Annotated in this window: 23 protein-coding genes; 10 read left to right on the plus strand and 13 right to left on the minus strand. The window is 71.4% G+C overall.

The window, feature by feature from the left end; translation table 11 throughout:
- Positions 1-60: 60 nt before the first annotated feature.
- Positions 61-3393, plus strand: a complete 3333-nt coding sequence (locus KY469_11740) for a LuxR C-terminal-related transcriptional regulator (GenBank protein MBW3663763.1) — start codon at positions 61-63, stop codon at positions 3391-3393.
- 35 nt (positions 3394-3428) lie between these two features.
- Positions 3429-5051 carry a methylcrotonoyl-CoA carboxylase gene (locus KY469_11745; protein MBW3663764.1) on the plus strand — a complete coding sequence of 541 codons (1623 nt, stop codon included), beginning with the start codon at positions 3429-3431 and terminating at the stop codon, positions 5049-5051.
- Between the two features lie 99 nt (positions 5052-5150).
- On the opposite strand, the gene KY469_11750 is transcribed toward KY469_11745, so the two are convergent.
- Positions 5151-6515, minus strand: a complete 1365-nt coding sequence (locus KY469_11750) for a right-handed parallel beta-helix repeat-containing protein (protein MBW3663765.1) — start codon at positions 6513-6515, stop codon at positions 5151-5153.
- An 86-nt stretch (positions 6516-6601) separates the two neighbouring features.
- Between KY469_11750 and KY469_11755 the strand changes: the two genes are divergently transcribed.
- On the plus strand, positions 6602-7402 hold the full coding sequence (locus KY469_11755; GenBank protein ID MBW3663766.1) for a hypothetical protein: 801 nt from the start codon (positions 6602-6604) through the stop codon (positions 7400-7402).
- Positions 7399-7824, plus strand: coding sequence for a hypothetical protein (locus tag KY469_11760; protein ID MBW3663767.1), 426 nt, complete (start codon positions 7399-7401; stop codon positions 7822-7824). The genes KY469_11755 and KY469_11760 overlap by 4 nt, the downstream gene beginning before the upstream one ends.
- A 75-nt stretch (positions 7825-7899) precedes the next feature.
- On the opposite strand, the gene KY469_11765 is transcribed toward KY469_11760, so the two are convergent.
- Positions 7900-8199 (minus strand): hypothetical protein, encoded by a 300-nt coding sequence (locus KY469_11765; protein ID MBW3663768.1) that lies wholly within the window; start codon positions 8197-8199, stop codon positions 7900-7902.
- Positions 8200-8295: 96 nt separating this feature from the next.
- On the opposite strand from KY469_11765, the gene KY469_11770 reads away from it, so the two are divergent.
- A complete protein-coding gene (locus tag KY469_11770) occupies positions 8296-9096 on the plus strand; it encodes an enoyl-CoA hydratase/isomerase family protein (GenBank protein MBW3663769.1) in 801 nt (266 codons plus the stop codon).
- 54 nt (positions 9097-9150) lie between these two features.
- On the opposite strand, the gene KY469_11775 is transcribed toward KY469_11770, so the two are convergent.
- A complete protein-coding gene (locus tag KY469_11775; GenBank protein ID MBW3663770.1) occupies positions 9151-10053 on the minus strand; it encodes a mechanosensitive ion channel family protein in 903 nt (300 codons plus the stop codon).
- An 86-nt stretch (positions 10054-10139) separates the two neighbouring features.
- Between KY469_11775 and KY469_11780 the strand changes: the two genes are divergently transcribed.
- Positions 10140-12128: an ATP-grasp domain-containing protein gene (locus KY469_11780; GenBank protein ID MBW3663771.1), complete on the plus strand. Its 1989-nt coding sequence runs from the start codon at positions 10140-10142 to the stop codon at positions 12126-12128.
- Positions 12125-13030 (plus strand): hydroxymethylglutaryl-CoA lyase, encoded by a 906-nt coding sequence (locus KY469_11785; protein MBW3663772.1) that lies wholly within the window; start codon positions 12125-12127, stop codon positions 13028-13030. The genes KY469_11780 and KY469_11785 overlap by 4 nt, the downstream gene beginning before the upstream one ends.
- 13 nt (positions 13031-13043) lie before the next feature.
- Here KY469_11785 and KY469_11790 read toward each other — a convergent pair whose 3' ends face one another.
- Both KY469_11790 and KY469_11795 read right to left on the minus strand, forming a co-directional pair.
- The gene (locus KY469_11790; protein ID MBW3663773.1) at positions 13044-14048 is read right to left on the minus strand and encodes a 2OG-Fe(II) oxygenase; all 1005 of its coding nucleotides are present in this window, start codon (positions 14046-14048) and stop codon (positions 13044-13046) included.
- Between the two features lie 12 nt (positions 14049-14060).
- The gene (locus tag KY469_11795; GenBank protein ID MBW3663774.1) at positions 14061-14810 is read right to left on the minus strand and encodes an alpha/beta hydrolase; all 750 of its coding nucleotides are present in this window, start codon (positions 14808-14810) and stop codon (positions 14061-14063) included.
- On the opposite strand from KY469_11795, the gene KY469_11800 reads away from it, so the two are divergent.
- Positions 14773-15762 (plus strand): SDR family oxidoreductase, encoded by a 990-nt coding sequence (locus KY469_11800; protein MBW3663775.1) that lies wholly within the window; start codon positions 14773-14775, stop codon positions 15760-15762. The genes KY469_11795 and KY469_11800 overlap by 38 nt on opposite strands.
- A 64-nt stretch (positions 15763-15826) precedes the next feature.
- On the opposite strand, the gene KY469_11805 is transcribed toward KY469_11800, so the two are convergent.
- The 7 genes from KY469_11805 to KY469_11835 all read right to left on the minus strand — a co-directional run bounded on the left by KY469_11805 (position 15827) and on the right by KY469_11835 (position 20253).
- Positions 15827-16879, minus strand: a complete 1053-nt coding sequence (locus tag KY469_11805; GenBank protein MBW3663776.1) for an aminotransferase class I/II-fold pyridoxal phosphate-dependent enzyme — start codon at positions 16877-16879, stop codon at positions 15827-15829.
- 37 nt (positions 16880-16916) lie between these two features.
- Complete coding sequence (locus tag KY469_11810) at positions 16917-17744, minus strand: 2-oxo acid dehydrogenase subunit E2 (protein ID MBW3663777.1); 828 nt, start codon at positions 17742-17744, stop codon at positions 16917-16919.
- Positions 17745-17937: 193 nt separating this feature from the next.
- Complete coding sequence (locus KY469_11815) at positions 17938-18336, minus strand: type II toxin-antitoxin system VapC family toxin (GenBank protein MBW3663778.1); 399 nt, start codon at positions 18334-18336, stop codon at positions 17938-17940.
- 3 nt (positions 18337-18339) lie between these two features.
- The gene (locus tag KY469_11820; GenBank protein ID MBW3663779.1) at positions 18340-18582 is read right to left on the minus strand and encodes a hypothetical protein; all 243 of its coding nucleotides are present in this window, start codon (positions 18580-18582) and stop codon (positions 18340-18342) included.
- A 46-nt stretch (positions 18583-18628) separates the two neighbouring features.
- Positions 18629-18967: a co-chaperone GroES gene (locus KY469_11825; GenBank protein MBW3663780.1), complete on the minus strand. Its 339-nt coding sequence runs from the start codon at positions 18965-18967 to the stop codon at positions 18629-18631.
- A gap of 57 nt (positions 18968-19024) precedes the next feature.
- Positions 19025-19570 carry a PGPGW domain-containing protein gene (locus KY469_11830; GenBank protein MBW3663781.1) on the minus strand — a complete coding sequence of 182 codons (546 nt, stop codon included), beginning with the start codon at positions 19568-19570 and terminating at the stop codon, positions 19025-19027.
- Positions 19567-20253, minus strand: coding sequence for a metal-dependent transcriptional regulator (locus KY469_11835; protein MBW3663782.1), 687 nt, complete (start codon positions 20251-20253; stop codon positions 19567-19569). The genes KY469_11830 and KY469_11835 overlap by 4 nt, the downstream gene beginning before the upstream one ends.
- An 82-nt stretch (positions 20254-20335) precedes the next feature.
- Between KY469_11835 and KY469_11840 the strand changes: the two genes are divergently transcribed.
- Together KY469_11840 and KY469_11845 are read left to right on the plus strand one after the other, a co-directional pair.
- Positions 20336-21445, plus strand: coding sequence for an ABC transporter ATP-binding protein (locus KY469_11840; GenBank protein ID MBW3663783.1), 1110 nt, complete (start codon positions 20336-20338; stop codon positions 21443-21445).
- Positions 21446-21459: 14 nt separating this feature from the next.
- Positions 21460-22836 (plus strand): FAD-dependent oxidoreductase, encoded by a 1377-nt coding sequence (locus KY469_11845; protein ID MBW3663784.1) that lies wholly within the window; start codon positions 21460-21462, stop codon positions 22834-22836.
- Here KY469_11845 and KY469_11850 read toward each other — a convergent pair.
- A complete protein-coding gene (locus KY469_11850) occupies positions 22818-24500 on the minus strand; it encodes a flippase-like domain-containing protein (GenBank protein ID MBW3663785.1) in 1683 nt (560 codons plus the stop codon). The two genes, KY469_11845 and KY469_11850, sit on opposite strands and share 19 nt — an antisense overlap.
- Positions 24501-24561 lie beyond the last annotated feature (61 nt).

Raw genomic sequence — 24561 nt, forward strand, 5'->3', positions numbered from 1 at the left:
TGTCGACTACCGCCGGGGCACCGCGTGTGCTGGTATGCGATCAGCCAGGGTGAGGGGATCGTGAGAGACACGCTTCCGTCAGGGACGGTCACGCTGCTCCTCGGCGACCTCGAGGGGTCGGTGCGGGCGTGGGAACGCGACCCGGAGGCGATGGCGAAGGCCATGGCACGCGTCGACGCCCTGATCACCGACCACCTTGAGCAGCACGACGGCCTCCGCCCCGAGGAGCAGGGCGAGGGTGACAGCTTCGTCCTCGCGTTCACGCGCGCGTCGGACGCCCTCGCGTGTGCCCTGGACCTCCAGCAGGCGTTCGAGCACGAGCTGTGGCCCGGAGGCGTCGATCTCCGCTTCCGGATCGCGCTGCACACCGGCGAGGTCGAGCTTCGGGACGAGCATCGGTACGTCGGCGCCGCGATCAACCGGTGCGCGCGCGTGCGGAGCCTGGCGCACGGTGGACAGACGTTGCTGTCCCGGACGACGCAGAGCCTCGTGGCGAACAGGCTGCCCGACGGTGCGGGGCTGCGGTACCTGGGGTCGCACGAGCTGCGGGGCATGACGCAACCCGAAGACGTGTACCAACTGACACACCCGGCCCTGCGCGACGACTTCCCGGCCTTCGACACCCACGACGTTCCGACCGACAACCTGCCGGTGCAGGTCACGAGCTTCGTGGGACGCTCGGGCGAGCTCGCCGAGGTCACACGGTTGCTCGAGGGCACACGCGTGCTGACCCTCACCGGTGCCGGCGGCAGCGGCAAGACCCGGCTCTCGCTCGAGGCCGCACGTGGCCTCGGTGACCGCTACCCCGATGGCACGTGGTGGGCGGATCTGGCTTCGCTGGCGGACCCGGACCTCGTCCCGGCAGCCGTCGCCTCCGCGGCGGGCGTGCAGGGGCAGCCCGGCGAGTCCCTCATCGAGACGTTGCAGCGGAGCTTGCGGGAACGGCACACCCTGGTCATCGTCGACAACTGCGAGCACGTGATCGAGGTGGCGGCCAAGCTGGTCGATGCCGTGGTCCATGCGTGCCCGGGCGTGGACGTGCTGGCCACGAGCCGCGAGCCCCTCGGCATCGACGGCGAGACCGCGTTCCGCGTCCCGTCCCTGTCGCTCCCAGCCGACGACGCGTCGTCCATCGGCGCGGTCGGCCAGACCGAAGCCGCGCAGCTGTTCGTCGACCGTGCCCGCAGCGTCCGGCCGAACTTCCGGCTCACCGAGGTCAACACCCCTGCGGTGGCGCAGGTATGCCGCCGACTCGACGGGATCCCGCTCGCCATCGAGTTGGCCGCCTCGCGCGTGCGCATGCTCTCGCCCGAGCAGATCGCGGACGGCCTCACCGACCGCTTCCGTCTGCTGACCGGCGGACCGCGGACCGCCGTGCCCCGTCAACGCACCCTCGAGGCGTCGGTCGAGTGGAGCTACGGGCTGCTGTCGGACCAGGAACGGCTGGTGCTGGCACGACTGTCGGCGTTCGCCGGCACGTTCGGGCTCGACGGGGCCGAGCAGGTGTGCACCGACGAGGGCATCAACTCCTACCAGGTGCTCGACCTGCTGTCGGTCCTGGTCGACCGATCCCTGGTGCAGGTCGACGAGTCCACCGGGGACGCCAGGTACCGGCTGCTCGAGACGATCCGCGTCTTCGCACGCCAGCGGCTCGCCGATCTCGATGATCCCGCACGCGTGCGCGACCGCCATCTGGCGTTCTGCGTCGGCCTGGCCGAGCAGGGCAGGCTCGGCCTCGTCCTCGACTTCGACACCTGGCACGCCCGGCTCGCCGCCGAGGTCGACAACCTCCGTGCGGCGATGGAGTGGGCGGTGGCGTCCGGCGATCCCCTGGACGTGGTGAAGATCGCCGAGCCGATCTTCGGGTTCTGGATCATCCGTGGCCTGTACGCCGAGATGCAGCGCCGCCTGAGGGACGCCACGGCGTCGCCGGTGCTGGAGACGGTCGACCGTGCGCGGGGGCTCACGACGGCTGCGATCCTCACGCTGATGGGCGGTGACTACCCCGCGTCATACGAGTTCGCGTCCGAGGCCGTCGACCTCGCCGACCAGCACGACGACCTGGACACGCGCACCCGCTCGCACCTCTACCGCGCCTGGACCGGGGCGTTCTCGGGACGGCGGAACGACGAGCAGATCTGGGCCGACCTCGATCTGTCCCACGAGCTCGCGACCGCCCTCGGCAACCCCGAGATGCTGGCTCGCTGGGGGATGTATGCGGGCGTGATCGAGCTCAACGGACGCTCGATCAGCGGTGGACGAGCGACGCTGGAGGATGCGCTCGACGTGGCCACGGCGAGCAACCTCCCCGCCCTCGAGATCCCGATCAGGACGTTCCTGGCGGTGGTCGGCTGGTGGGGCGCCGACGTGGACTTCGGCCGTCACCACGCGAGCATCGCGTTCGAGCTCGCCCAGCCACTCCACTTCCATGCGTTCGCGTCCCTGGCACGGTCCGTTCACGGTGCGTTGCACGCCATGGCGGGGGACGAGACCGCAGCCCGGCGCCACACGGACGAGGCGAACCGGATCGCGCAACGGGCGGGGCTTCACGCGTTCCAGCTCCACGCGCTGCGCACGCTCGCCTACGTCGAGCACCGCGTCGCCGATCCGGCGACGGCGCGCACCCTGGCCGACGAAGCACTTGCCGCCATCGGCAGCCGCATGGGTGGCCTGGAGGAAGGCATCGTGGGGTACTTGGCCGGTGTCGCGGCTCTGCGGACAGGCGATACGTCAGCGGCCCAGCGGCACCTCGAGGTTGCTCACGAGGTGACCCGTGACCCTTCCTTCAGGTGGGCACACGGACGCGCGCTGCTCGGTCTCGCCTACCTCGCTGGCCTCGACGAGGACATCGAGACCGCCTGGCTGAGGGCGCACGAGGCCCTCGACGTCCTCGCGACCTGGGGCGACCCGCTGGGCAGCGCCGCCGCGCTGGAGGCCATCGCCGGGATGGCGACGACCACCGGCGACCCCGACAAGGCGGCGCGGCTGCTCGGAGCCGCCGAGCGGCAGTACGAGGAACGTGGCATCGCACGCTTCCCGCTCGAGGCCGACCGACATCCGGCCGTCGTCTCCGCGACCCGGGAAGCTCTGGGCCCCGAGGAGTTCGATCGGCTCCGGTCCGAAGGCAGGGCGCTGCCGTGGGAGGATGCCGTGGCCTACGCGCGCCGGGGCCGGGGCGAGCGCGGCAGGCCCGCGGTCGGGTGGGACAGCCTCACCCCGGCCGAGCGCGACGTGGTCCGCTGCGTGACGGAGGGCCTGCGCAACACCGAAATCGCCGAGCGGCTGTTCGTGAGCGTCAACACGGTCAAGACCCACCTGTCGCACGTCTACACCAAGCTCGACCTGTCCAGTCGCGCCGAGCTCGCGGCGCTGGCCGTCCGACGTGACCCCTGACGACCTACGCTGACAACCTCCGTCGCCGGGGCCCCATGGACGTCATCGCCAGCAAGGTCGACGCGGGCTCGTCCGAGTTCGCGGCCAACGCCGAGTACAACGGGGCGTTGGCCGGGGACCTGCGCGAGCAGCTCGCCGCCACGGCTCTCGGCGGGCCGGAGCGGTCACGTGAGCGGCACCTGGAGCGCGGCAAGCTCCTCCCCCGCGACCGCGTCGAGGCGCTGCTCGATCCCGGGACGCCGTTCCTCGAGCTGTCACCGCTGGCGGCACACGGCATGTACGACGGCGACGCCCCCGCGGCGGGCATCATCACCGGCGTCGGGCGCGTCTCCGGCGTCGAGTGCGTGATCGTCGCCAACGACGCCACGGTCAAGGGCGGCACCTACTACCCCATGACCGTCAAGAAGCACCTGCGCGCGCAGGACGTCGCGCGCGCCAACGAGCTGCCGTGCATCTACCTCGTCGACTCGGGCGGGGCGTTCCTGCCAGAGCAGGACGACGTCTTCCCCGACCGGCTCCACTTCGGCCGGATCTTCTACAACCAGGCGACGCTGTCGGGCCGGGGCGTGCCCCAGATCGCGGTGGTGATGGGGTCCTGCACCGCTGGCGGGGCGTACGTGCCGGCGATGAGCGACGAGTCGATCATCGTCAAGGAACAGGGCACGATCTTCCTGGGAGGCCCACCGCTGGTGAAGGCCGCGACCGGAGAGGTGGTCACCGCCGAGGAGCTGGGGGGCGGTGACCTCCACGCCCGCACCTCCGGCGTCGTCGACCACCTCGCACTCGACGACCGGCACGCCCTCCAGCTGGCGCGCGATGCGGTGGCGAACCTCAACCGGGGCAAGGACGTGCCGGTCGAGCTCGCCCCGAGCGAGGACCCCGCCTACGACCCGGCCGAGCTGTACGGCGTCGTCCCGCGCGACCTCAAGACCCCCTACGACGTCCGCGAGGTGATCGCGCGGATCGTCGACGCGTCGCGCTTCCACGAGTTCAAGCCCCTGTACGGCGACACGCTGGTGACCGGCTTCGCGCGCATCCACGGCTACCCCATCGGGATCGTGGCCAACAACGGGATCCTCTTCAGCGAGTCGGCGCTCAAGGGCGCGCACTTCATCGAGCTGTGCAACCAGCGCGGCATCCCGTTGCTGTTCCTGCAGAACATCACCGGGTTCATGGTGGGGCGCGAGTACGAGGCCGGCGGCATCGCCAAGGACGGCGCCAAGATGGTCACCGCGGTGGCGTGCTCGTCCGTGCCGAAGTTCACCGTGATCATCGGCGGGTCGTTCGGAGCGGGCAACTACGCGATGTGCGGCCGCGCCTACGAGCCGCGGTTCCTGTGGACCTGGCCCAACGCCCGCATCTCCGTCATGGGAGGCGAGCAAGCCGCCAACGTCCTGGCGACCGTCAAGCGTGACAACCTCGACGCCAAGGGCGAGGACTGGTCCGCCGAGGACGAGGAGGCGTTCAAGGCCCCGATCCGTGACCAGTACGAGCACCAGGGTCACCCCTACTACGCCACGGCGAGACTGTGGGATGATGGAGTCATCGATCCCGCTGACACACGGACGATGCTCGGGCTCGCGATCAGCGCGGCCATGAACGCCCCCTACGAAGCGGCGGGGCGCGGCAACATCCCCTACGGGGTCTTCCGGATGTGACACCTTCCTCGGCGACGCCCGCCCGGGCAACCGCCGGCGCTCCAGGAACCCGTCACGTCGTCCCGGCCTCGTACGTCCGCCGCGGAAGGATCGCGCGGGTCAGCGGTGGCGGAACCCGACCGCCGAACCCAGCAGGAACAAGCCGGCCACGAGGGCGGCCAGGCCGCCGCCGGTCGTGGGCAGGGACGACGACGCCGGCTGGGGCGTCGGCGGCGTCGATGGGGCCGCCTCGGTGGCACCGTCACCGTCGGCTGCCGCCGGCATGTTCTGCTGCTGCGGCGCGTCGGGCATGGTCTCGTAGCTCGGACGCTGACGGAGGTCGGCCTCGTTCTGCGCCAGGTCCGACGCGAGCGCGGAAGCCGACGTCGGCGAGCCGTTGCCCGGTGGGAACGGCACGTCCTTCAAGCCGGTACCACCGCAGCCCCACGCCCCGTCCTCCTCGATCCCGGGCGGGTCGCTCGTCGCGAACGTGTTGCCCTCGAAGCAGTTGCCCTCACCGGACGCCGCGGTGATGGTGAGGTCAGCCAAGCCGCTGTCCTCGACCGTGTTGTCGCGCACCGTGTTGTTCTTCGGGTGCCAGATCGGATCGGGTTCCGGCAACGGGAAGATCGCGATCCCGTACTTGTCATGACCCGTGACGGTGTTGCCCTCCACGACGTTCTCGTTGCCACCGGCGATGCCGATGCCGACGCCGATCAGCGAACCAGCGAGGTTGTGCGCAGGCGAGTCCGCGTTGCTGTTGTCCTTGACGACGTTGTTGCGGATGACCGCCTGTCGCTGTGGTGGATCCTCCTCGCTCGTGAGCGAGTTCGGCAGGATCCCGGTGCCGTTGTTCTGCCACAACGAGTCCTCGAGCACGAGGTTGCCGCCGGCGTTGGTGCCGCTGTAGCCCAGCGCGGAGTACTCGGCGACGAGGCGGCGCAGGGCGATGTTGCAGGGGTTGCACTGCCCCACGTAGTAGGCGGCGTCGGCCGAACCGGACGCGTAGCTGTCCTCGAACACGCCGTTGGCGGAGTCGAACGAGAAGATGGCGTAGATGCCGATCCGGTACGCGGTGAGGTAGCGCCCGAGGAAGCCGTCGACCGACTGCCAGTAGAAGCCGTTGCCGTCGTAATCGTGCGCGGTCATGTTCTCGATGGTGACGCCGTCGGCGCCGTTGACCTCGATGGCCGTGCTCAGCTCGTTGCGCCCGTCGAGGACGGTGCGGTTGCGGTCGACGCCGCGGATGGTGATGCCCGCCTGTTCGGGGCCGACGAAGACCTCCTCGTGGTACTCGCCGACATCCACGAGCACGACGTCACCCGCCGTCGACGCGTCCACCGCCGCCTGGATGGTGGCGAACTCCTGCGGCACGCGGAGGGTGCGCTCCTGCGCCTCGGCTCGAGGAGCGAGCACGACCGCCGCGAGCGCGAGCGCAGCAAGGCCGAGGACGAGTCGAGGGACGGAGCGGACGTGCACGGTCACGTTGCGGTTCTTCCAACCGGGTCGGGTTATCGTAACCGCGCCAACAGCCCGGTCGACGCCGGTCCTGGCCTGGAGGTTGCACGAGCATGCGACGACGCGCCCCGGCTGGACCCGTCGGCCTGCTCGCCCTCACCACAGCGGGGCTGCTCGCCTTCGGGGTCGGCGCTGCCGCAGCCCAGGCCTCGGCGTCGGTGCAGATTAGCCACGCCGGCGCCCCGACCGACTGCAACAGCTCGAGCCCCTACGGCTACGAACCCGCCGAGGTCCACGTGGACCGCGGCGGCACCGTGACGTGGAGCAACCCGTCGAACCACGGGGTCTGCGGGGCGCAGCCGCACCCCAGCCGCTGCCTCAACGAGGCTCAGAGCTCGGCATCACCGCGCGGCCGGACCAAGGGCACCTGCCCGTGGTCATCGTTCACGCTCGACGCTGGTGAGTCGGTCGACGTGAGCTTCCCGCAGGACGGCACGTTCCAGTACCAGTGCTCGGTGCATCCCTACATGTACGGCACGGTCGTGGCCGGCGACGGCGAGCCTGGCGATCCCGCACCTTCCCCGCCCCCGCCCCCGCCCCCGCCCGAGCCCGAACCCGAGCCGCAAGCGCCCAGCCCCACGGACCGCCAGCAACCGGGGGCCACGCAGCCGCCGACGACACCCGCCGGGACCGGGACCGTCGAGGGCACGGAGGCGACCACGCCGACCGTGCCGTCCACCGAGGTGACCCCAGCACCGGTCGCGACGGCGGCCACCGCATCCCCGACGCCGAGCCCTGGCCCTGGGGCCGCCTCTGAGGAGGACGACGGTTCGAACGGTGGCCTCGAGCTGCTCGCGACCATCCTGCTGGCGGCGACCACCGGTGCGCTCGTGTACGTCCGACAGCTCCCGTGAGGGTCGCCCTCACCGTCTGCTCGATGGTCGCGATCCTCACGAGCAGCGCCTGCTCGTCGACGCCCGAGCCGGACACGACCATCACCCTGGCCGAGTACGTGATCGGGGTCGAGAGCCAACTGGACGCGGGTTCGCACGTCATCGAGCTCACGAACGTGGGCGCCGCGCACCACAACCTCACGATCTGCCCAGCGGAGACCGCAGCGACGTGTGGTGGCGAGGGCATCGAGATGGAGGTGCTGCGCAAGCCCGAGCAGGCGCGCGACCCCTCGATCATCCCCGACCGCAGCGCGGGCATCACGATCGGCCGCAACTGGACCGCGATCGTCGAGGTCGAGCTCGCTCCCGGCACCTACCGGTTCTTCTGCGGGGTCATCGGCCACGCCGAGCGCGGGATGCGCAACCTCGTGACCGTGTCGTAGCCGCCAGCCCCCGAGAGCCCCCTCGGGCTCGCCATCCGGTTGGTCATCGGGCTCGCCCCCCCGGTCCGGCCTCGGTCAGGCCCCGAACAGCTCGGCTGCTTCCGTGCGGGTCCGCACGGGGCGGATGTGGATCGTGTTGGTCAGGGCGATGCCGCTGTCGATCAGCCACGACTCGATGGCCCCCGCACTGTCGGCGCTCACGGCGTAGAACTGCTGGTGACCGACCGTGTCCACCCACGCGTCGTCGATCGTGACGCCCCAGGCCGCAGCGCTACCGTCCGCGTCGGTGAGGAAGGCGAGCATCGCCGCCTTGCGCTCGGGTGAGCCGAGGGCGCACAGGGACGGCGGGTGCTCGAGCGTCACGAGGTAGTGCACCGGTCGTCCTTCGCTGGAGGCGGGTACGCAGCTTGCCGCGTGAGCCTCGCCACATCCACATCCGAACACCGACCACCGTCTACCCCGGAGCGAGCCGTGAGCGTCGAGACCGACATCCTCCTGCGGCACCGCGACGAGCGGGGCGTGGTGACCGTCACGCTCAACCGCCCCGACGTGCGCAACGCGTTCGGGGCCGAACTCATGGGCGCGATCGCTGACACGTTCGACGACCTGGCCTCCGACGACACGGTGCGCTGCGTCGTCCTCACCGGGGCGGGATCGGCCTTCTCCGCGGGGGCCGACCTGACCTGGATGCGCGCGATGGCCGGCTACAGCTACGACGAGAACGTCGCCGACTCGCGCCGACTCGACGCGCTGTTCCGCGCCATCACGCGCTTCCCCGCCCCTGTCGTCGCGCGCGTGAACGGGCACGCCCTCGGCGGGGCGATGGGACTCATCGCGTGCGCCGACATCGCCGTCGCCGTGCGGGGCGCGAAGCTGGGGTTCACGGAGGCGAAGCTGGGCCTCGCCCCGGCCGTCATCTCGACGTACGTGCAGCCCAAGATCGGGGTCAGCAACGCTCGGCGCTACTTCCTGACCGGCGAGGTCTTCGACGCCGACCGCGCCTACGACCTCGGACTGGTCCACGAGGTGTGCGACCCCGACGAACTGGACGAGGTGACCGGCCGCATCGTGGGTCTGGTCCTGGCCGCCGGCCCGGCGGCGCAGCGCGAGATCAAGGCGCTGATCCCGAGGGTCGCGGCCGCCCCGACCCTCGACGCCAGCGCCGACGTCACCGTCGACGTCATATCGCGGCTCCGCGTCACGGAGGAGGGCCAGGCGGGCATCCAGGCCTTCTTCGACAAGCGCCCCGCTCCCTGGATCCCGGAAGGTTGAACCGCTGAACCTGCTGGACGGGTTCAACGGTTCGATCTTCGCGATGGGGCGCGGTCAGCCGCCCCGCCGAACGACGCGTTCGAGCGCCTCGGAGGCGTCGAGCGTCACGATGTCGAACGGGATGTCGATACCGGCCGCGTCGAAGGCGGCCTTGACGGTCTCGACGACCCGGTCCCTGACCCGTCGGATCTCCGCCTCCCGCGATCCGGTCCAGTAGCGCAGGTCGAGCTCGATCGCGGACGCCGTGAAGTCGGTGTAGAACGCCTGCGGGGCGGGCACCTTGCGGACACCTTCAGTCGCAGCCAGCGCCTCCAGCGCGGTCCCGCGGGCCAGCGCGAGATCGCTGTCGTAGTCCACGCCGACGAGTAGGCTGGTCATGACGTGCTCCTGGCCGGTCTGGACCTCGATCGCGTTGGTGTACACGTCCTTGTTGGGCACGTAGACGATGCGCCCGTCGAAGGTGTGGATGCGCGTCTCGCGGATGGTGATCTCCTGCACGGTGCCGGCGATCCCCGTCACCTCGATCTGGTCACCAGCCACGAACGGCTGGCGGAAGATCAGCAGGATCCCCGACAGCATGTTGCTGAGGATGTCCTGGAAGGCGAAGCCGGCCGCGACCCCCATGAGGCCGAGTCCTCCCAGCATCGCGCCGATGCTGACGCTGGGCAGGGCGATGGGCAGCGACACGACGAGACCGAGCACGACGATCCCGACGTACGCGAGGGTGGAGAACACCCGCCCGAAGCTCAGCGTCCGCACCCGCTCGAGCCGCGGACGCAGCACGCGGCGGACGATGCGGCCGACGATGACGAAGAGCGCGAAGACGAGCAGCGCCAGGGCGAAGCGGGGCGCGGTACGGAACACCGCATCGGCCATGTTCTCGAACGACTGGACGATCTGCTCCCACGCCCCCGGTTCCTCGTTCAGCTCCCGCCTCCACGCTGTCGCCGGTGCCACCATGGCAGTCCGAGCGCCCGCTCCGGACCTACCGGACTGGCCGTTCGGGTAGCGTCGCGCTGCCCCGTTCGGAGCCGGAGGTGACGTTGTTCTCGACCGTGCTGGTCGCCAACCGCGGCGAGATCGCGCGACGGGTCATGCGCACGTGTCGTCGCCTCGGCATCCGCACGGTGGCCGTCTTCAGCGATGCCGACCAGGACGCCCCGCACGTCGCCGAGGCCGACACAGCCGTGCACATCGGCGCGGCTCCGGCGACCGACAGCTACCTCGATGTCGACGCCATCATCGACGCCGCGATCCGGTCCGGAGCTGACGCGATCCACCCCGGCTACGGGTTCCTGTCCGAGAACCCCGCGCTCGCCGAGGCGTGCGACGCCAAGGGCATCGTGTTCGTGGGCCCGCCCGCGGAGGCGGTCCGCCTGATGGGCGACAAGGCAGCCGCGAAGCGCCACCTCGAAGCCGCGGGGGTCCCGGTGGTCCCGGGGGTCCACGGTGAGGTCCTCGACGACGAGGCGCTGCGAGCAGCCACCACCGAGATCGGCCTACCCGTCCTCATCAAGGCCGTGGCCGGCGGTGGCGGCAAGGGCATGCGCGCCGTCCGTGACGCCGCCGAGCTCGACGCGGCGGTCACCGCCGCCCGTCGCGAGGCGCAGGGAGCGTTCGGAGACGATCGCCTCATCGTCGAGCGACTCGTCGACGACCCTCGTCACGTCGAGGTGCAGGTCCTCGGTGACACACACGGGACCGTCGTGCACGTCTTCGAGCGTGAGTGCTCGGTCCAGCGACGCCACCAGAAGGTCCTCGAGGAGACCCCCTCCCCCGCCGTCGACCCCGACCTGCGTCAGCGCATGGGACAGGCGGCGGTCACGGCGGCGGAAGCCGTGGGCTACGTCGGCGCCGGGACCGTGGAGTTCCTGCTCGCACCCGACGCCTCCTTCTACTTCCTCGAGATGAACACCCGGCTGCAGGTCGAGCACCCGGTCACCGAGCTGGTCACCGGGCTCGACCTCGTGGAGCTGCAGCTGCGCGTGGCCGCCGGCGAGCCGCTGCCGTTCGCGCAGGACGAACTGGAGCAGCGCGGGCACGCCATCGAGGCCCGCGTGTACGCGGAGGATGCCGCGGCCGGGTTCCTGCCCCAGACCGGTGACGTCCTCATCGCGCGTTGGCCGGACGGCCCGGATATCCGGGTCGACGCGGGGGTCGAGACGGGCGGGGCGGTCACACGCTTCTACGACCCCATGCTGGCGAAGCTCGTGGTCCACGCCGATTCACGCGAGGCTGCCGTGGCGCGCCTGCTCAGCCAGCTGCGCTCCACCACGGTCCTCGGTGTCACCACGAACCTCGAGTTCCTCGCCGACGCGGTCGCGCATCCCGCGTTCGGTCGTGGCGAGCTGACGACCTCGTTCATCGACGACCACCTCGCCGACTGGTCGCCCGCCCCGACCCCTGTCGCGATGCTGGCCGCCGCCGCCCGGTGCGCGATGCAGGAGCGAACCCAGGCGACCGATCCGTGGGAGACCGTGGGCCCGTGGCGAGCATCGGGACTGGGCGGGTGGCACGTCTGGCTGCGTGACCGGGGCGAGCGTCACGAGTTGCACGTCGTGGGCGGTCTGCAACGCTTCGACGTCACGATCGACGATGATCGCCACGAGGTGCGCGTCCTCCACGACGTCGTCGCTGCGGACGGCGGGCGGGATCTGGACCTCGTCGTGGACGGTGAGTCCGCGCACCTGGCCGTCGTCACACGTCGGCAGCAGGTGTGGCTGCACGGGTTGGGGCTGACACGGCGGCTCGAGGTCGAGCCGCTGACGAGGCACGCGGACCCCGGGCGGGCGGCAGCCGGGGCGGCCTTCACCGCCCCGATGCCCGGGGCGGTCGCCGCGGTCGAGATCGATGCGGGGGACCACGTCCCGGCCGGAGCGACGATGATGGTCGTCGAGGCGATGAAGATGGAGCACCCGATCAAGGCGCCCGTGGCCGGGACCGTCACCGCGATCCACGTCGCCGTCGGCGATCCCGTCGACGGCACGACCGTCCTGCTCGAGTTCGAACCCGACCCTGAGGAGGAGACGTGAACCTTCCGGACCGGGTGACCATCGTCGAGGTCGGCCCACGCGATGGCCTGCAGAACGAGTCGCAGATCGTGGCGACCGCAACGAAGGTGGCGTTCATCGACGGGCTGGCGCAGACCGGCCTGGCCGTGGTCGAAGCGACGTCGTTCGTGTCTCCCAAGTGGGTGCCTCAGCTCGCGGACGCTGCCGACGTGATGGCGGCGATCGACCGCCGACCCGGCGTGCGCTACCCGGTCCTGGTGCCAAACGAGCAGGGCCTGGACCGCGCGCTCGCAGCCGGGGCTGACGAGGTGGCGGTGTTCACCGCGGCAAGCGAGGCGTTCACGAGGAAGAACATCAACCGCACGATCGACGAGAGCCTCGAGATGTTCCGCCCGGTGCTCGACCGCGCCGCCGACGAGGGCGTGCGCGTCCGCGGGTACGTCTCGACCGTGCTCGGCTGCCCGTACCAGGGCGAGGTTCCCGTCGCCGACGTCGTCCGCGTCACCGAGGCGCTGTTGGAGCTCGGGTGCGATGAGGTGAGCCTCGGCGACACGATCGGTGTCGGGACAGCGGCCGAGGCGCACGGGCTCATCGGGGCGGTGGCCGAGGTCGCCGACCTCGACCGCATCGCGGTGCACTTCCACGACACCTTCGGCCAGGGCCTAGCGAACACGCTCGCCGCCTTCGATGCCGGGGTGTCGATCGCCGACACGTCCGCAGGGGGCCTCGGCGGGTGCCCCTACGCACCGGGCGCCAAGGGCAACCTCGCCACCGAGGACCTCGTGTACGCCCTCCACCGCAGCGGCGTCGAGACCGGCGTGGACCTCGACGCGCTCGTGGACGTGAGCGCATGGATGAGCGAGCAGCTCGGCCGGGCACCCGAGTCGCGCGCGGTCCAGGCCATCCTGTCGAAGCGGCCGTGACCCGTTCCGGGCATCAGCCGGTGTCACGCCGGCGCACCTCGTCGCCGTAGAGGAACGACAGCAGCACGAACCTGCGGCCGCGGATCACGGGCCGCACCTCGTGCAGCAGCGCACCGGAGAAGAGCAGCGCCTCGCCGGCGGCGGGGCGGTAGCGGTCGGGACCGTACTCCGGGAAGCGCAGCTCGCCACCGTCGTAGTCGTCGTTCAGGTTCAGGCTCAGGGCGAACCGACGGTGCGCCGTGGCCGCGCTGAGGTTGTCCCGGTGGGGCTCGAAGAAGCCGCGTTCGGTCTCCTCGTAGCAGCCGATCTTGAACCCCTCGAAGCGGGTCGCCCGGTAGGCGAAGGCGCGACTGAGCTCGGGCATCACACGACGTCCGATGTGGGTGGTGAGCGTCCGCAACAGCTCGTCGTCCGCGACGGTGTGGTCGCGTCGCCGCTTGCGCTGTTCGTCGTGGACCTCGCCCCGTCCGTGTCCCACGGTCGCCTCGACGCCGGTTGCCGTAGCGCCCGCTGACCACGCCGCGATGACCTCGCTCCGCAACTCCTCGCTGAGCGCGTTGGGCACGAACAGCACCGGTGCCTGCCGGACGATGGTCCGCTCGGACGGTTCGTGAACGAGCCTGGCCACCGCGAAGGCGATCCGTCCGACCGCCCGAGCGAGGTCGGTGGCCTGCTCCACGACCGCGACACGCACGCTCGGGTCGAGTGCGATCACGATCGGCGCGCCGTCGACCGACACGCCGTACGCGTCGTGCACTCGGCCCTCCACGTCGTGGTAGCCGTCGAGCTCCTCGGCGCACGCACCGTCGAGCGCCACCACGTCGACCGTCGCCGCCCCCGGTACGCCGTCGCGCAGGGCTCCGAGCAACGACCGGGTGGTGTCGGCATCGCGGTCGCCAGCGAGGAGGAGCACGGCAGGCGTCCCGCCCACCGTGCTGTAGTACCGAACGGTCGCGGCGCCCCGCGGCAACGCGAAGTCCGGGGCACGCTCGCCCTTCGCGATCGGTCGCTGCGCCACGCGCGCTCCTCGTCACGTCGGCTCTGACCGTACCGTCACGCCGGGTTCGGCCGACCGGCGAGCGCTCAGCAGTGCACGTACGGCGGCGGCTCCGAGCGCGGTACGACCTTCGCCCACCGCGTCGAGGGTGGTGGTCACCAGCTTCGCGCCGGGCATCGCGGCGGCCCACGCGGTGGCGACCTCGAGGGGATGACCGGGATCGTCGGGCCACCCGACGATGCCGGTGGGGACGGTGACGCGTGCCAACGTCGCCCCGGTGGGCGCCTCGCCTCCGTCGAGAGCGGTCAGTGCCGCGGCGAGGCTGGCGGCGGGGTGGGTACGCCAATCTCGGCCGAGCAGCTCCGCCAGCCACTGCGGCACCGACCCGTCACCCGCCAGGCGGTCGAGGACGGGCTCGACCCCGCCCCGTCGTACCTCGGAGGCGATGACCGCGTGCGGGCCGTCGCCACGCGTAGCCGTGCCGGTCCACGCAGGCAGGCACACGATGAGGCCCTCGAGGTCGGACCGCTCCGCCGCGACAGCGGCCGCCGCGTGACCGCCCAGCGACACGCCACCGACAACGCGCGCCCCGACCTCGTCCGCGACGGCGGCCAGGTCGGCGACGTGCGCGTCGAAGGCGTGGTCGCCCGGGTCGGGAAGCGGTGTGCTCGCCCCGTGGCCTCGCAGGTCGTAGGCGACGAGTCGGTACCCCAGCGCCGCGAGCGGGGCCGCGAAGGCCTCGCGGATGAAGCGTGGTGAGGAGCCGACGCCGTGTGCGACCACGGCGGGCGGCAGGGCACTCGGCCCGTCGTCGTACACCACGAGCGTGACGTCGCCGCGGTCCACCTCGAGCGACGTCACGCACCACCTCCGTCCCAGGCACAACGCTAACGTCGGCGTCCCGACCCGAGGAGACACCGTGCCGACCGCGCTCGTCACCGGTGCGAGCACGGGCATCGGCGCCGCAACAGCCGCCGCCCTCCGGCGGGCCGGCTACGTCGTCCGCGCGGGAGTGCGCACGCCGGAGGACGAAGCGGCCGCGACCCGGCGTGGCCACCGCCCCGTGCGCCTCGACGTCACCTCGGACAGCGACGTCGCGCGAGCACGCGAGGTCATCACCGGGGAGGGCCCCCTCGACCTCCTCGTCAACAACGCCGGTATCGCGGTCGCCGCTCCCGTCGAGACGCTCGCGCCCGCCGATCTCGCTCACCAGCTCGATGTGAACGTCGTCGGCGTCCACCGCGTGACGCAGGCGTTCCTGCCCGCCCTGATCGCTGCGCGCGGACGGGTCGTCATGGTGTCGAGCATCTCCGGGCGGGTCGGCGTGCCGTTCCTGTCCGCGTACGCGGCCTCCAAGCACGCCCTCGAGGGCTACACCGACTCGCTGCGCCGCGAGATGCGTCCCCACGGTGTCGCCGTGGTGCTGGTCGAGCCCGGCCAGGTCGCCACGCCCATCTGGGAGAAGTCGACCCCGTCCGACGAGGAGGTAGCGGCGCTGCCGGACCGGTACCGCGCTCGCGCCGCGACCATCGCGGCCGGGGCGCGGCGGGGCGCCGTCGACGGCATCCCACCCGAGCAGGTCGCTGACGTGATCGTCGCGGCAGCCACCTCGTCACGACCCCGTGCCCGCTACGCGCTGCCCCTCCGCGACCGCGTGCTGGCGCGCCTCCTGCCGGTCCTCCCCGAGTCGCTCACGGACCGGCTCGTCGACCGCGAACTCGAGCGCCTCCTCTAGACAGAAGCTTGAAATTCAACCGTTGAACCGGGCGGGCCGGTTCAAGGGGTTCAACCAACGTGGGTCAGGTGGCGAGTACATCGGCCGAGGCGTCGAGGAAGGCCTCGACCTCGTCGCGGGTCCCGACGGTGACGCGGATGTGCTCGTCGAGGCGGTACGGGGCGAGGGGACGCACGCCGATGCCGCGCTCGGCGTAGGCCTCGACGACAGGGCCGGCGGGACGACCGAGGGGGACGAGCACGAAGTTGCCCAGGCTCGGGGCGACGTCGACGCCCAGCTCCCTCAGGCCGTTGAGCAGCCGCTCACGCCCGGTCAGCGTGCCCTCGATCGCCGCCGCGAGATGCGCCGTATCCTCGAGCGCAGCGCTCACCGCAGCCTGCGCCCCCGCGTTGACGTTGAAGCGGGTGCGGGCCGCGTCGAACGTGGTGAGCAGATCGGCGGGCCCGGTGAGGTAACCGATCCGGAGTCCCGCCAGCGCGAACGCCTTCGAGAACGTCCGGAGCACGAGCAGTCTGGGGTGATCGACGTCGAGGTCGGCCACGGTCCGGTAGCCCGCTCGGCCCTCGGCGAAGTGGTGGTAGGCCTCATCCACGACGACGGTCACGTGGTCTGGCACGCCGTCGATGACCACCGCGAGCTCCTCGCCGGTCAGGTGCCGCCCGGTGGGGTTGCCGGGGTTGTCGATGCACACGACCGCGGTGTCGTCGCCGACGGTGTCGAGCAGCGTCTGCGCGTCACGCGCGAACGCATCCCCCGACGGTGCCTCGGTGTAGGTCGCTCCGCAGACCTGGGCACCCAGTCGGTAGACGATGAAGCCCCGGTCGTAGGCCACCACACCCCCACCCGTCCGGCGGTGCTCCACGGCGATGAGGTCCATGAGCAGGTTGGCACTGCCGTTGCCGACGACAACCTCGTCCACGTCGACGCCCTCGTGCTTCGCCAGCGCAGTTCGCAGCGCGGTCGACTGGTCGTCGGGGTAGAGGTGCACCTCCTCCGCGGCAGCGCGTAGGGCCTCGATCACGCGGGGCGAAGGACCCCACGCCGACTCGTTGGATGACAGGCGGACCTGCATGCCTCGGGGCGGTCCGACGGCAGCGTCGGCAGCGATGTCGGTCATGGGAGCTCCTTCTCGGGATCGGGGCGGTGCCGGACGATCAGACGGCCTCGAGCGCGGGCTCAGGGGCAGCCGCCCCGGTGTCCAGCAGCCTGGGGTCCTCGAAGATGGCGCGGAACTCGCGCGCCAGCGTCCCCGCCTGGAACCCGTCGATGAAGCGGTGGTCGATGGTCGCCGTGAGGGTGATCGTGGGCCGAGCGACGATGCGCCCGTCGACCACCTGAGGTCGCTCGTCCACGGCACCGATGAGGACGTAGATCGGCACGCGCGCGAACGGCGTGGGCGGGACGAAGGCCTCGTCGAGTCCGAACACCCCCACGTTCGTGACGATCGCGGATCCGAACGGGAAGCGCTCCAGCCCGAGCGCCTTCACCTCGACCCCGAGCGATCCCGTCAGCCACCCCGTCAGCCACAGCACCGGTCGGAGCAGGAAGGTCGGCAGCAGCCGCACGAGCTTCTTGCTCTTCTCCCAGTCGTCGTCACCCCCGCCCCGCAGCCGCCCGGCCTTCTCGCGCAGCTCGCGAGCGATGTCCTCGACCGGCTTGCGGTCGGTGTGTTCCACCTTCGCCCGGGCGAGGTCGGACCCGTCCTCCATCGTCACGAGGAACGTGACGTCCACACGGTCGTGGGGTTCGTAGCGGCCCATGACGATGCGGCCGTTAAGCGACGGCTCGGCGGCAAGCGCGCGGGCGAGGGTCTTGCCGACGACGTGGGTCAGCGTGACCTTCTCGCCGGTGCGCTCGCGAACCTCGGCGACGTAGTCGAGCACCGGTCCGGCATCGAGCGTGAGCTTGCCGTAGATGTTGCCCTCGCGGGGCGCGCGCCAGCTCGCGATCGCGAGCTTGCGACGGGTCGTCGATATGGCCACCTGTCCGCTCCTCGAACCTTGGCGACGGCGCATCCGCGCCGTCGATCCACGCGTTCGTGCTCAACCCACGGGCGAGAGCGCGGTCTCGCCCGCTCCGTGGGGAGCGAGTCCTTCGCCCCCAACCCGTCCGCTCCTCCCCGTCCCGACAGCGTAACGGGGGCGGACACCACGGCGACCCGCGTCGCCGGTCGGCTCAGGCCGTCACCAGTTCGGTGGCACAGCGAGGGCCTGCTGCCTCAGCGAGTCGAGCGTCGGCGGTCACCAAGACGACGTCGAGTCGCTCAGCCAGTGCGACGTACCACGCGTCGTACACGGTGACGTTGGTGCGGAGTTCCCAGATCCGGTCGAGGAACGGAGAAGCGGCGTGGAGGCGCAGCCGGGTGACCCGCAGTCGAGCGCGTGCGCGCTCGGCGACGAGGGGATCGATCTCGCCGCCGACGGCGAGTCCGCGGATGGCGGACAGGACCTCGGCCGGCAAGATGTGTGGTGCATCCCAGGTCGTGTCGGCTCGCAGGCGACGACGGGCCCGGTGACCGACTTCGGCGCCGTTCGTCAGCGCCTCGGCGAGCACCGACGCGTCGAGCACCGCCACGTTTCAGCCCGCGTCCCGTTCCGCGCGGATGAACACCGTGGCCGGCGTCGCGGAGTAGCCCGTCGCCCCCCCGCTGGCGAGTTCGGCCTCGACCTCCGCGGCCACCTCAGCCGGCGTCTTGTGGCGTGCGCTGTCGATGAGCTCAGCACGGAGGTGTTCTTGCAGGCTCATCCCGGCTGCGGCGGCACGTGCCTTGTGGATGCGGTGGACCTCGTCGGGAACGTCGCGGATCTGGATCGTCGCCATCGTGCATGCAGCTTAGCGCTGGAAGCGCTGGGACGCATGCACCCGCTCACAGGTAGAGGCCGGTGGCGCCGTCACGCCGGGTCGAGCCGACGGCGTGCACGTCGCGCTCCCTCACGATGAGGTAGGCGTCGCCCTGGATGTCGACCTCGATGGCGTCCTCGGGCAGGTACAGCACCTCGTCGTGGACCTGGACGTGGCGCACGTGGGGGCCGACGCCCAGCACGGCCCCCCAGATGCCCTTGCGCTCGACCGACTGCGCCGTGGCCGGGATCAGGATCCCGCCCTTGGAGCGCCGCTCGGCGTCGTCGGGCAGTTCGATGAGGATGCGGTCGCCCGTCACGGCGACCGACCTGCGCAGTTCGGGGACGTGCTCGGACGCGGACATCGGTGGGAGGCTGCTCCGGGAACGGTGGGCCGGCAGGGTACCCGGGGGGTCCGCAGGTCAGCGCTCGTCGTCGCCGTACATGCGGTCGCCGTCCGGTCTGGGTGACGTCCGAGCTCGAGCGCGCTGGAGGACCCGGCGGGCGAAGCGCCGTAGCGAGGGGAGTTGGAAGGGGATGATGAGCGCCCCGAAGACGATGGTCGTGACCGCGACGTTGCGCTGCTGCGGGAGTTCGACGGGGAAGTTGAGCACGAGGAAGCCGCCACCGATGACGGCCAGGCCCAACAGCAGAGGTGGGGTGTCCAGGGCGAGCCGTTGGGCCGCGCGGATGGGCTTGCGCAGCCAGGGCCACTGCGAGGACAGGATGCCCAGCCCACCGAAGACGATCGCCCATCCTGGTCCTGGCAGCGGGATCAGCAGCACGCCGACCCCGACGACGACCAGGCCGACGACGGTCAGTCCGACGCGACGCAGGCTGCGGCCGATCAGCCTGGGCCCCTGGGTCAGGCGGTCGACGCGCTGGGACCGCTGCTTCGAACGCTGCGGGGGCGACCGCGGCGTGAGGCGGTCTCGGACTGGCTCGGACTCGGAGCGCTCGGCGCTCAGCTCGGCACCACAAACACCAACCGGGCCACGTCCGAGGACAGCTCGACCTCGCCACCGGGGCCCGCCGTCCCCACGACCCGCACCCCCTTGTCGTCGGCTGTCGTCACCTTACCGATGCCGCCCGGCTTGAGTCCGGCGTTCGCGAGCCGGCGCATCAGATCGACGTCGGTCTGCAGCTCCTCGGAGATCCGGGTGACGCGCACGTTGCCGCTTCCGGCCTCGACGAGAGTGATCTCGTCCTCGCGCTCAGGCGGGTTGGACGAGCCGGGGATCGCGTTGCCGTGGGGACAGACACCCGGATCGCCGAGCAGCTCGACGAGGCGTCGCTCGACGTCGTCGGAGATGACGTGCTCCCACTTGCACGCTTCCTGGTGGATCTGCTCCCACGGCAGGCCGATGACGTCGTGGAGCAGACGTTCGGCGAGACGGTGCTTGCGCGCGACACTGACCGCGAGATCGCGCCCCGGCTTGGTCAGCTCGATGACGCGATCGTCCGCGACGTGGACGTAGCCGTCGTCCTCGAGACGTGCCACCGTCTCGGACACGGTCGGGGCGGCCAGCCCGAGCCGCTCCACGAGCCGTGCCCGCAGCGGCGGGATCGACTCCTCCTCGAGCTCGAGGACGGTGAGCAGGTACTGCTCGGTCGTGTCGTGGAGATCGGCCACGGCCGCACCTCCCTCCATCGTCGCGCATCCGCGACGGCCGTCAGATAAGGGTAGCCTTACCTCTGCTGTCGCCATCGAGAACGCCGTACGGGAGGATGGTATGCCCACCGTCGAGACGACCGCACCGGCTGCGGTCGCCTGCGACGATCTGCGTATCGCGTTCGGGGACACGGTGGCGGTCGATGGCCTCGACCTGGTGGTGGCGCCCGGGAAGGTGACCGCGCTCCTCGGCCCCTCAGGGTGCGGGAAGACCACGACGTTGCGCGCCATCGCCGGATTCGTCACGCCTCAGGCCGGTCGGGTCTTCCTCCACGGCTCCCTGGTCGCCTCGCCGGGCCAGTGCGTCCCGCCGGAGCGGCGTCGGGTCGGGATGGTGTTCCAGGACTACGCGCTGTTCCCCCACCTGACGGTCGCCGAGAACGTCGCCTACGGCCTGCGTTCGCGTCCCGACCGGGCGCGGCGCATCGCCGAGGTCCTGGCCCTGGTGGGGTTGAGCGATCTGGGTCATCGTCGCCCTGGCGAGCTGTCGGGCGGGCAGCAGCAGCGGACCGCCCTGGCACGGGCGCTCGCGCCCGACCCGGAGGTCATCCTTCTCGACGAGCCGTTCTCCAACCTCGACGCCGGTCTGCGCTCGGCGGTCCGCTCCGACGTCCGCGAGATCCTCCGCCGGGCCGGCGCCACCGCGATCGTGGTCACCCACGACCAGGAGGAAGCGCTGTCGCTGGCGGACGAGGTCGCCGTGATGTCCAGCGGGCGGGTCCACCAGGTCGCCGCCCCCCACACCCTCTACACCCGACCCGCCGATCGGTTCGTGGCCTCGTTCGTCGGAGACGCCGACCTCCTACCGGGCCGTCGCGTGGACCGGCACACCGTCGAGACGCCGCTGGGGCGGCTCCCGACGCTCGAACCGGTCACGGCCACGATCGTCGACGTGGTGATCCGCCCCGAATCGCTGCGCCTCACACCCGACGACGGCGGTCCGTGCGAGGTCCAGGAGGTGACCTACTTCGGCCACGATCAGCTGGTGCGGGTCCTGCTGAACGACGGCACGTCGGTCCGCTCGCGTCTCGGACCGGAGCCGACCCTGCGACCTGGCGAACGCGTGCGCGTCGAGCTCGACGGCGCCGTCGTCGCCTTCGCCGACGGCCAGCGAACCCAGACCATCCACCACGCGACGGAGCTCGTCGACGTGCACGGCGACCGCTCCTGACCTCGAACGCCCACCTGATCATCCTCGGTGCTGGCCCGGCCGGCGTCGGTGCGGCCTACCGCGCAGCCCGCAGCGGCCACGACGTGACCGTCCTCGAACGAGCCGACCGGGTCGGAGGGGCCGCCGGGAGCTTCGAGGTCGATGGGGTGCGGGTGGACCACGGCAGCCACCGTCTGCACGCGAGCATCGAACCCGCGATCCTCGACACGCTGCGCGGACTGCTCGGCGAGGACCTCCAACGCCGGCCTCGACGCGGGCGCATCCGGCTGGCCGAGCGCTGGCTGGCGTTCCCCCTCACACCGGGTGATGCCCTGCGCAACCTCCCTCCGGGCTTCGCCGTGCGCACGGCCTTGGAGGCGGGCACGGCGTGGGCACGGTCGGCTCGATCGGACACGTTCAGTGAGCGACTGCGAGCCAGTCTTGGCCCGACGATGTGCGAACGCTTCTACTTCCCGTACGCGAGGAAGCTGTGGGGTGTGGAGCCCGATCGACTGAGCGGCGAGCAGGCCCGTCGGCGCGTCAGCGCCGACACACCAGGCAAGCTGATCCGCCGCGTCGTCGCCGGACGCGACCCCGAGCGGCGCACGTTCCTGTACCCACGCCGAGGCTACGGCCAGCTCTGGGAGGCCCTCGCGGAGGCGGCGGCAGCCGACGGCGCCGAGATCCGTCTGGGCACCTCGGCCGAAGCGGTCGAGATCGACGGCGACGGCGTCACCGTCAGCACGACGGACGGCGATGTCCAGGGCAACGCCGTGTGGTCGACCATCCCCATGCCAGCACTCGCCGGCATGCTCCGTCCGGCCCCGCCCCCCGTCGTCCTCGCCGCTGCGGCGCGGCTCCGCTCACGCGCGATGGTGCTCGTCTACCTCACGCTCCCGATGGCTCAGTACACGCCCTTCGACGCGCACTACCTCCCCGAGGAGTGGACACCGGTCACGCGCATCTCCGAGCCGATGAACTACCGCGATGCTCGAGGTCACGGCGACCCCAGCGACCGGACCGTCCTGTGCGCCGAGATCCCCTGCGACGCTGGCGACGACCTCTGGACCTCCTCGGACGACGACCTCGCCGCGGTCGTCATCGACGCGCTTACGCGCGCCGGGCTTGCACGACCGGACCCATCGGCGATCACGACCGTGCGTCTCCCGTCGGCCTACCCCATCTACGAGGTCGGCTGGGAGGACGCGTTCGAGCCCCTCGATGCGTGGCTGGAGCGTCAACCGAGGATCCTGACCTTCGGGCGTCAGGGTCTGTTCGCCCACGACAACGCCCACCACGCCCTGGCGATGGCGTGGGCGGCCGCGGATGCGCTGCTGCTCGACGGGCGGGTGGATCACGGCGTGTGGGAACGAGCTCGCGCGCGCTTCCGCGATCACATCGTCGAGGACTGAGCCCCTCGACCCGCGAGTACGGCCGGATCGTTCAGCACGCGCCACACGGCAGGCACGACGTGGCGCAGGTAGCGGACCGGGCGCACGAAGGACCGACCGACGCTCCGGAAGCCGTAGCTGATCGGTACCTCGCGGTAGCGGAACCCCTTGAGGAGCAGCTCGAGGGTCAGCACCTGCGCGTAGTTGTAGTCGTGTGCGACGACCGTGGCGCGGGCCGCTTCGGCCGAAAGCAGCCGGTAGCCGCTCTGTCCGTCGGTGATGCGCCGACGTGCGACGAAGCTCAGTACCAGGCTCAGGAGGCGGTTGCCCAGGCGGCGATGGGGACGCATCCGATCGATGCGGCCCATGAAGCGCGAGCCGACGACGTAGTCGGCGGTCCCCTCGAGGACGGGTGAGGCCAGTCGTTCGAGTTCCTCCGGTGCGTACTCGCCGTCGGCATCGCAGAAGGCGATGGCGGCGGCGCTTCGCTGGACAGCTTCGGCGAGGCCGACGCGCACGGCGGCACCGAGGCCCCGGTTGGTTCCCAGGGAGACCACCTCCGCACCGGCGGCAGCCGCTCGCGCGGCGGTGGCATCGGTCGATCCGTCGTCGATGACGAGGACGCGCACGGGTCGTCCGCACACCTCCGCCGGGGCGCGGGCGATGACGTTCGCGACCGTGGCTTCCTCGTCGTGAGCCGGGAGGAAGAGCACCACCGGTGCGGTATCGGCGGATGGGGGCGCCGTCGACCGTGCCCGGAGCTGTCGAGGGAGGCGGAGTCGCCCCAGCATCCCCGGCGCGGGCAGCACGAGGGCGACCGCCCCGGTGACCAGCGAGTAGCCGGTCTTGAGCGCGTGGGCGACCAGCGCGATGGCGAGAGCGGTCGGGGCGTCCACACCGAGCGCCGTGAGGGCCGCGGTCCCCGCGGCTTCGTACGTGCCGAACCCCCCCGGCGCGACGGCCAGGAGCTGGGCGGCCACGGTGACCGCTGTGACCCCGACCGCCTCGACGGGGCTCAGGTGGACGTTCACGAGCGCCGCGGCGTGCCACACCACCACCGCTTCCAGGACCCAGGCACCGACCGTGAGCAGTGCGACCCCGGCTCCCGGCAGGCGGATCTGGGCATCCCGGGACAGCCGCCGCAGCCAGACGATGCCTGCCGCCGCTACCGCGAACGCGACGATGGCCAGTCCCCCGGCGAGCCAGCCCCACCGCCCCACGGCTCCGCCCACGAGCCGGGGTCCCGCGACCGCCGCGAGCAGGCCGAGGGCCGCGACGTCCGCTGCCCGTAGCGTGACCGTCGAGGCCGTGGCCGTGGCGGTGGGTACGCCGACGCGACGGACGACGCTGGCCGCGCGCAGCGGCTCGCCCAGACGCAGCGGCAGGACGTGGTTGCCTCCGAGAGTGACGTGGATCGCCGCGGTGGCGTGACCCAGCGGCAACCCCGGGACGACCCGGCACCACGCGAGGGCACGGAGCAGGAACGCGATGCCGTAGACGCCCAGCACGGCAGCCGTCGCCAGGGGTGCGGCCACGATCGCGCGCCCCGCTTCCCTCAGCGTCGCGCCATCGACCGTCCTGAGCACCCACCAGGCGGCGAGCGCGGCGAAGGCCACCACCAGCCCCCCGCGCCACCGACGCCACCCGTCCGACACGCCGTCCTCCGTCTCCTTGTGCCACCCCACGGAACTGCCCGTACCGGCGCCGCTTCGGTTCACCACGTTGGTTCGGTTAGGCTGCCCTAAC

Source organism: Actinomycetota bacterium (assembly GCA_019347575.1).
Classification (GTDB): domain Bacteria; phylum Actinomycetota; class Nitriliruptoria; order Nitriliruptorales; family Nitriliruptoraceae; genus JAHWKY01.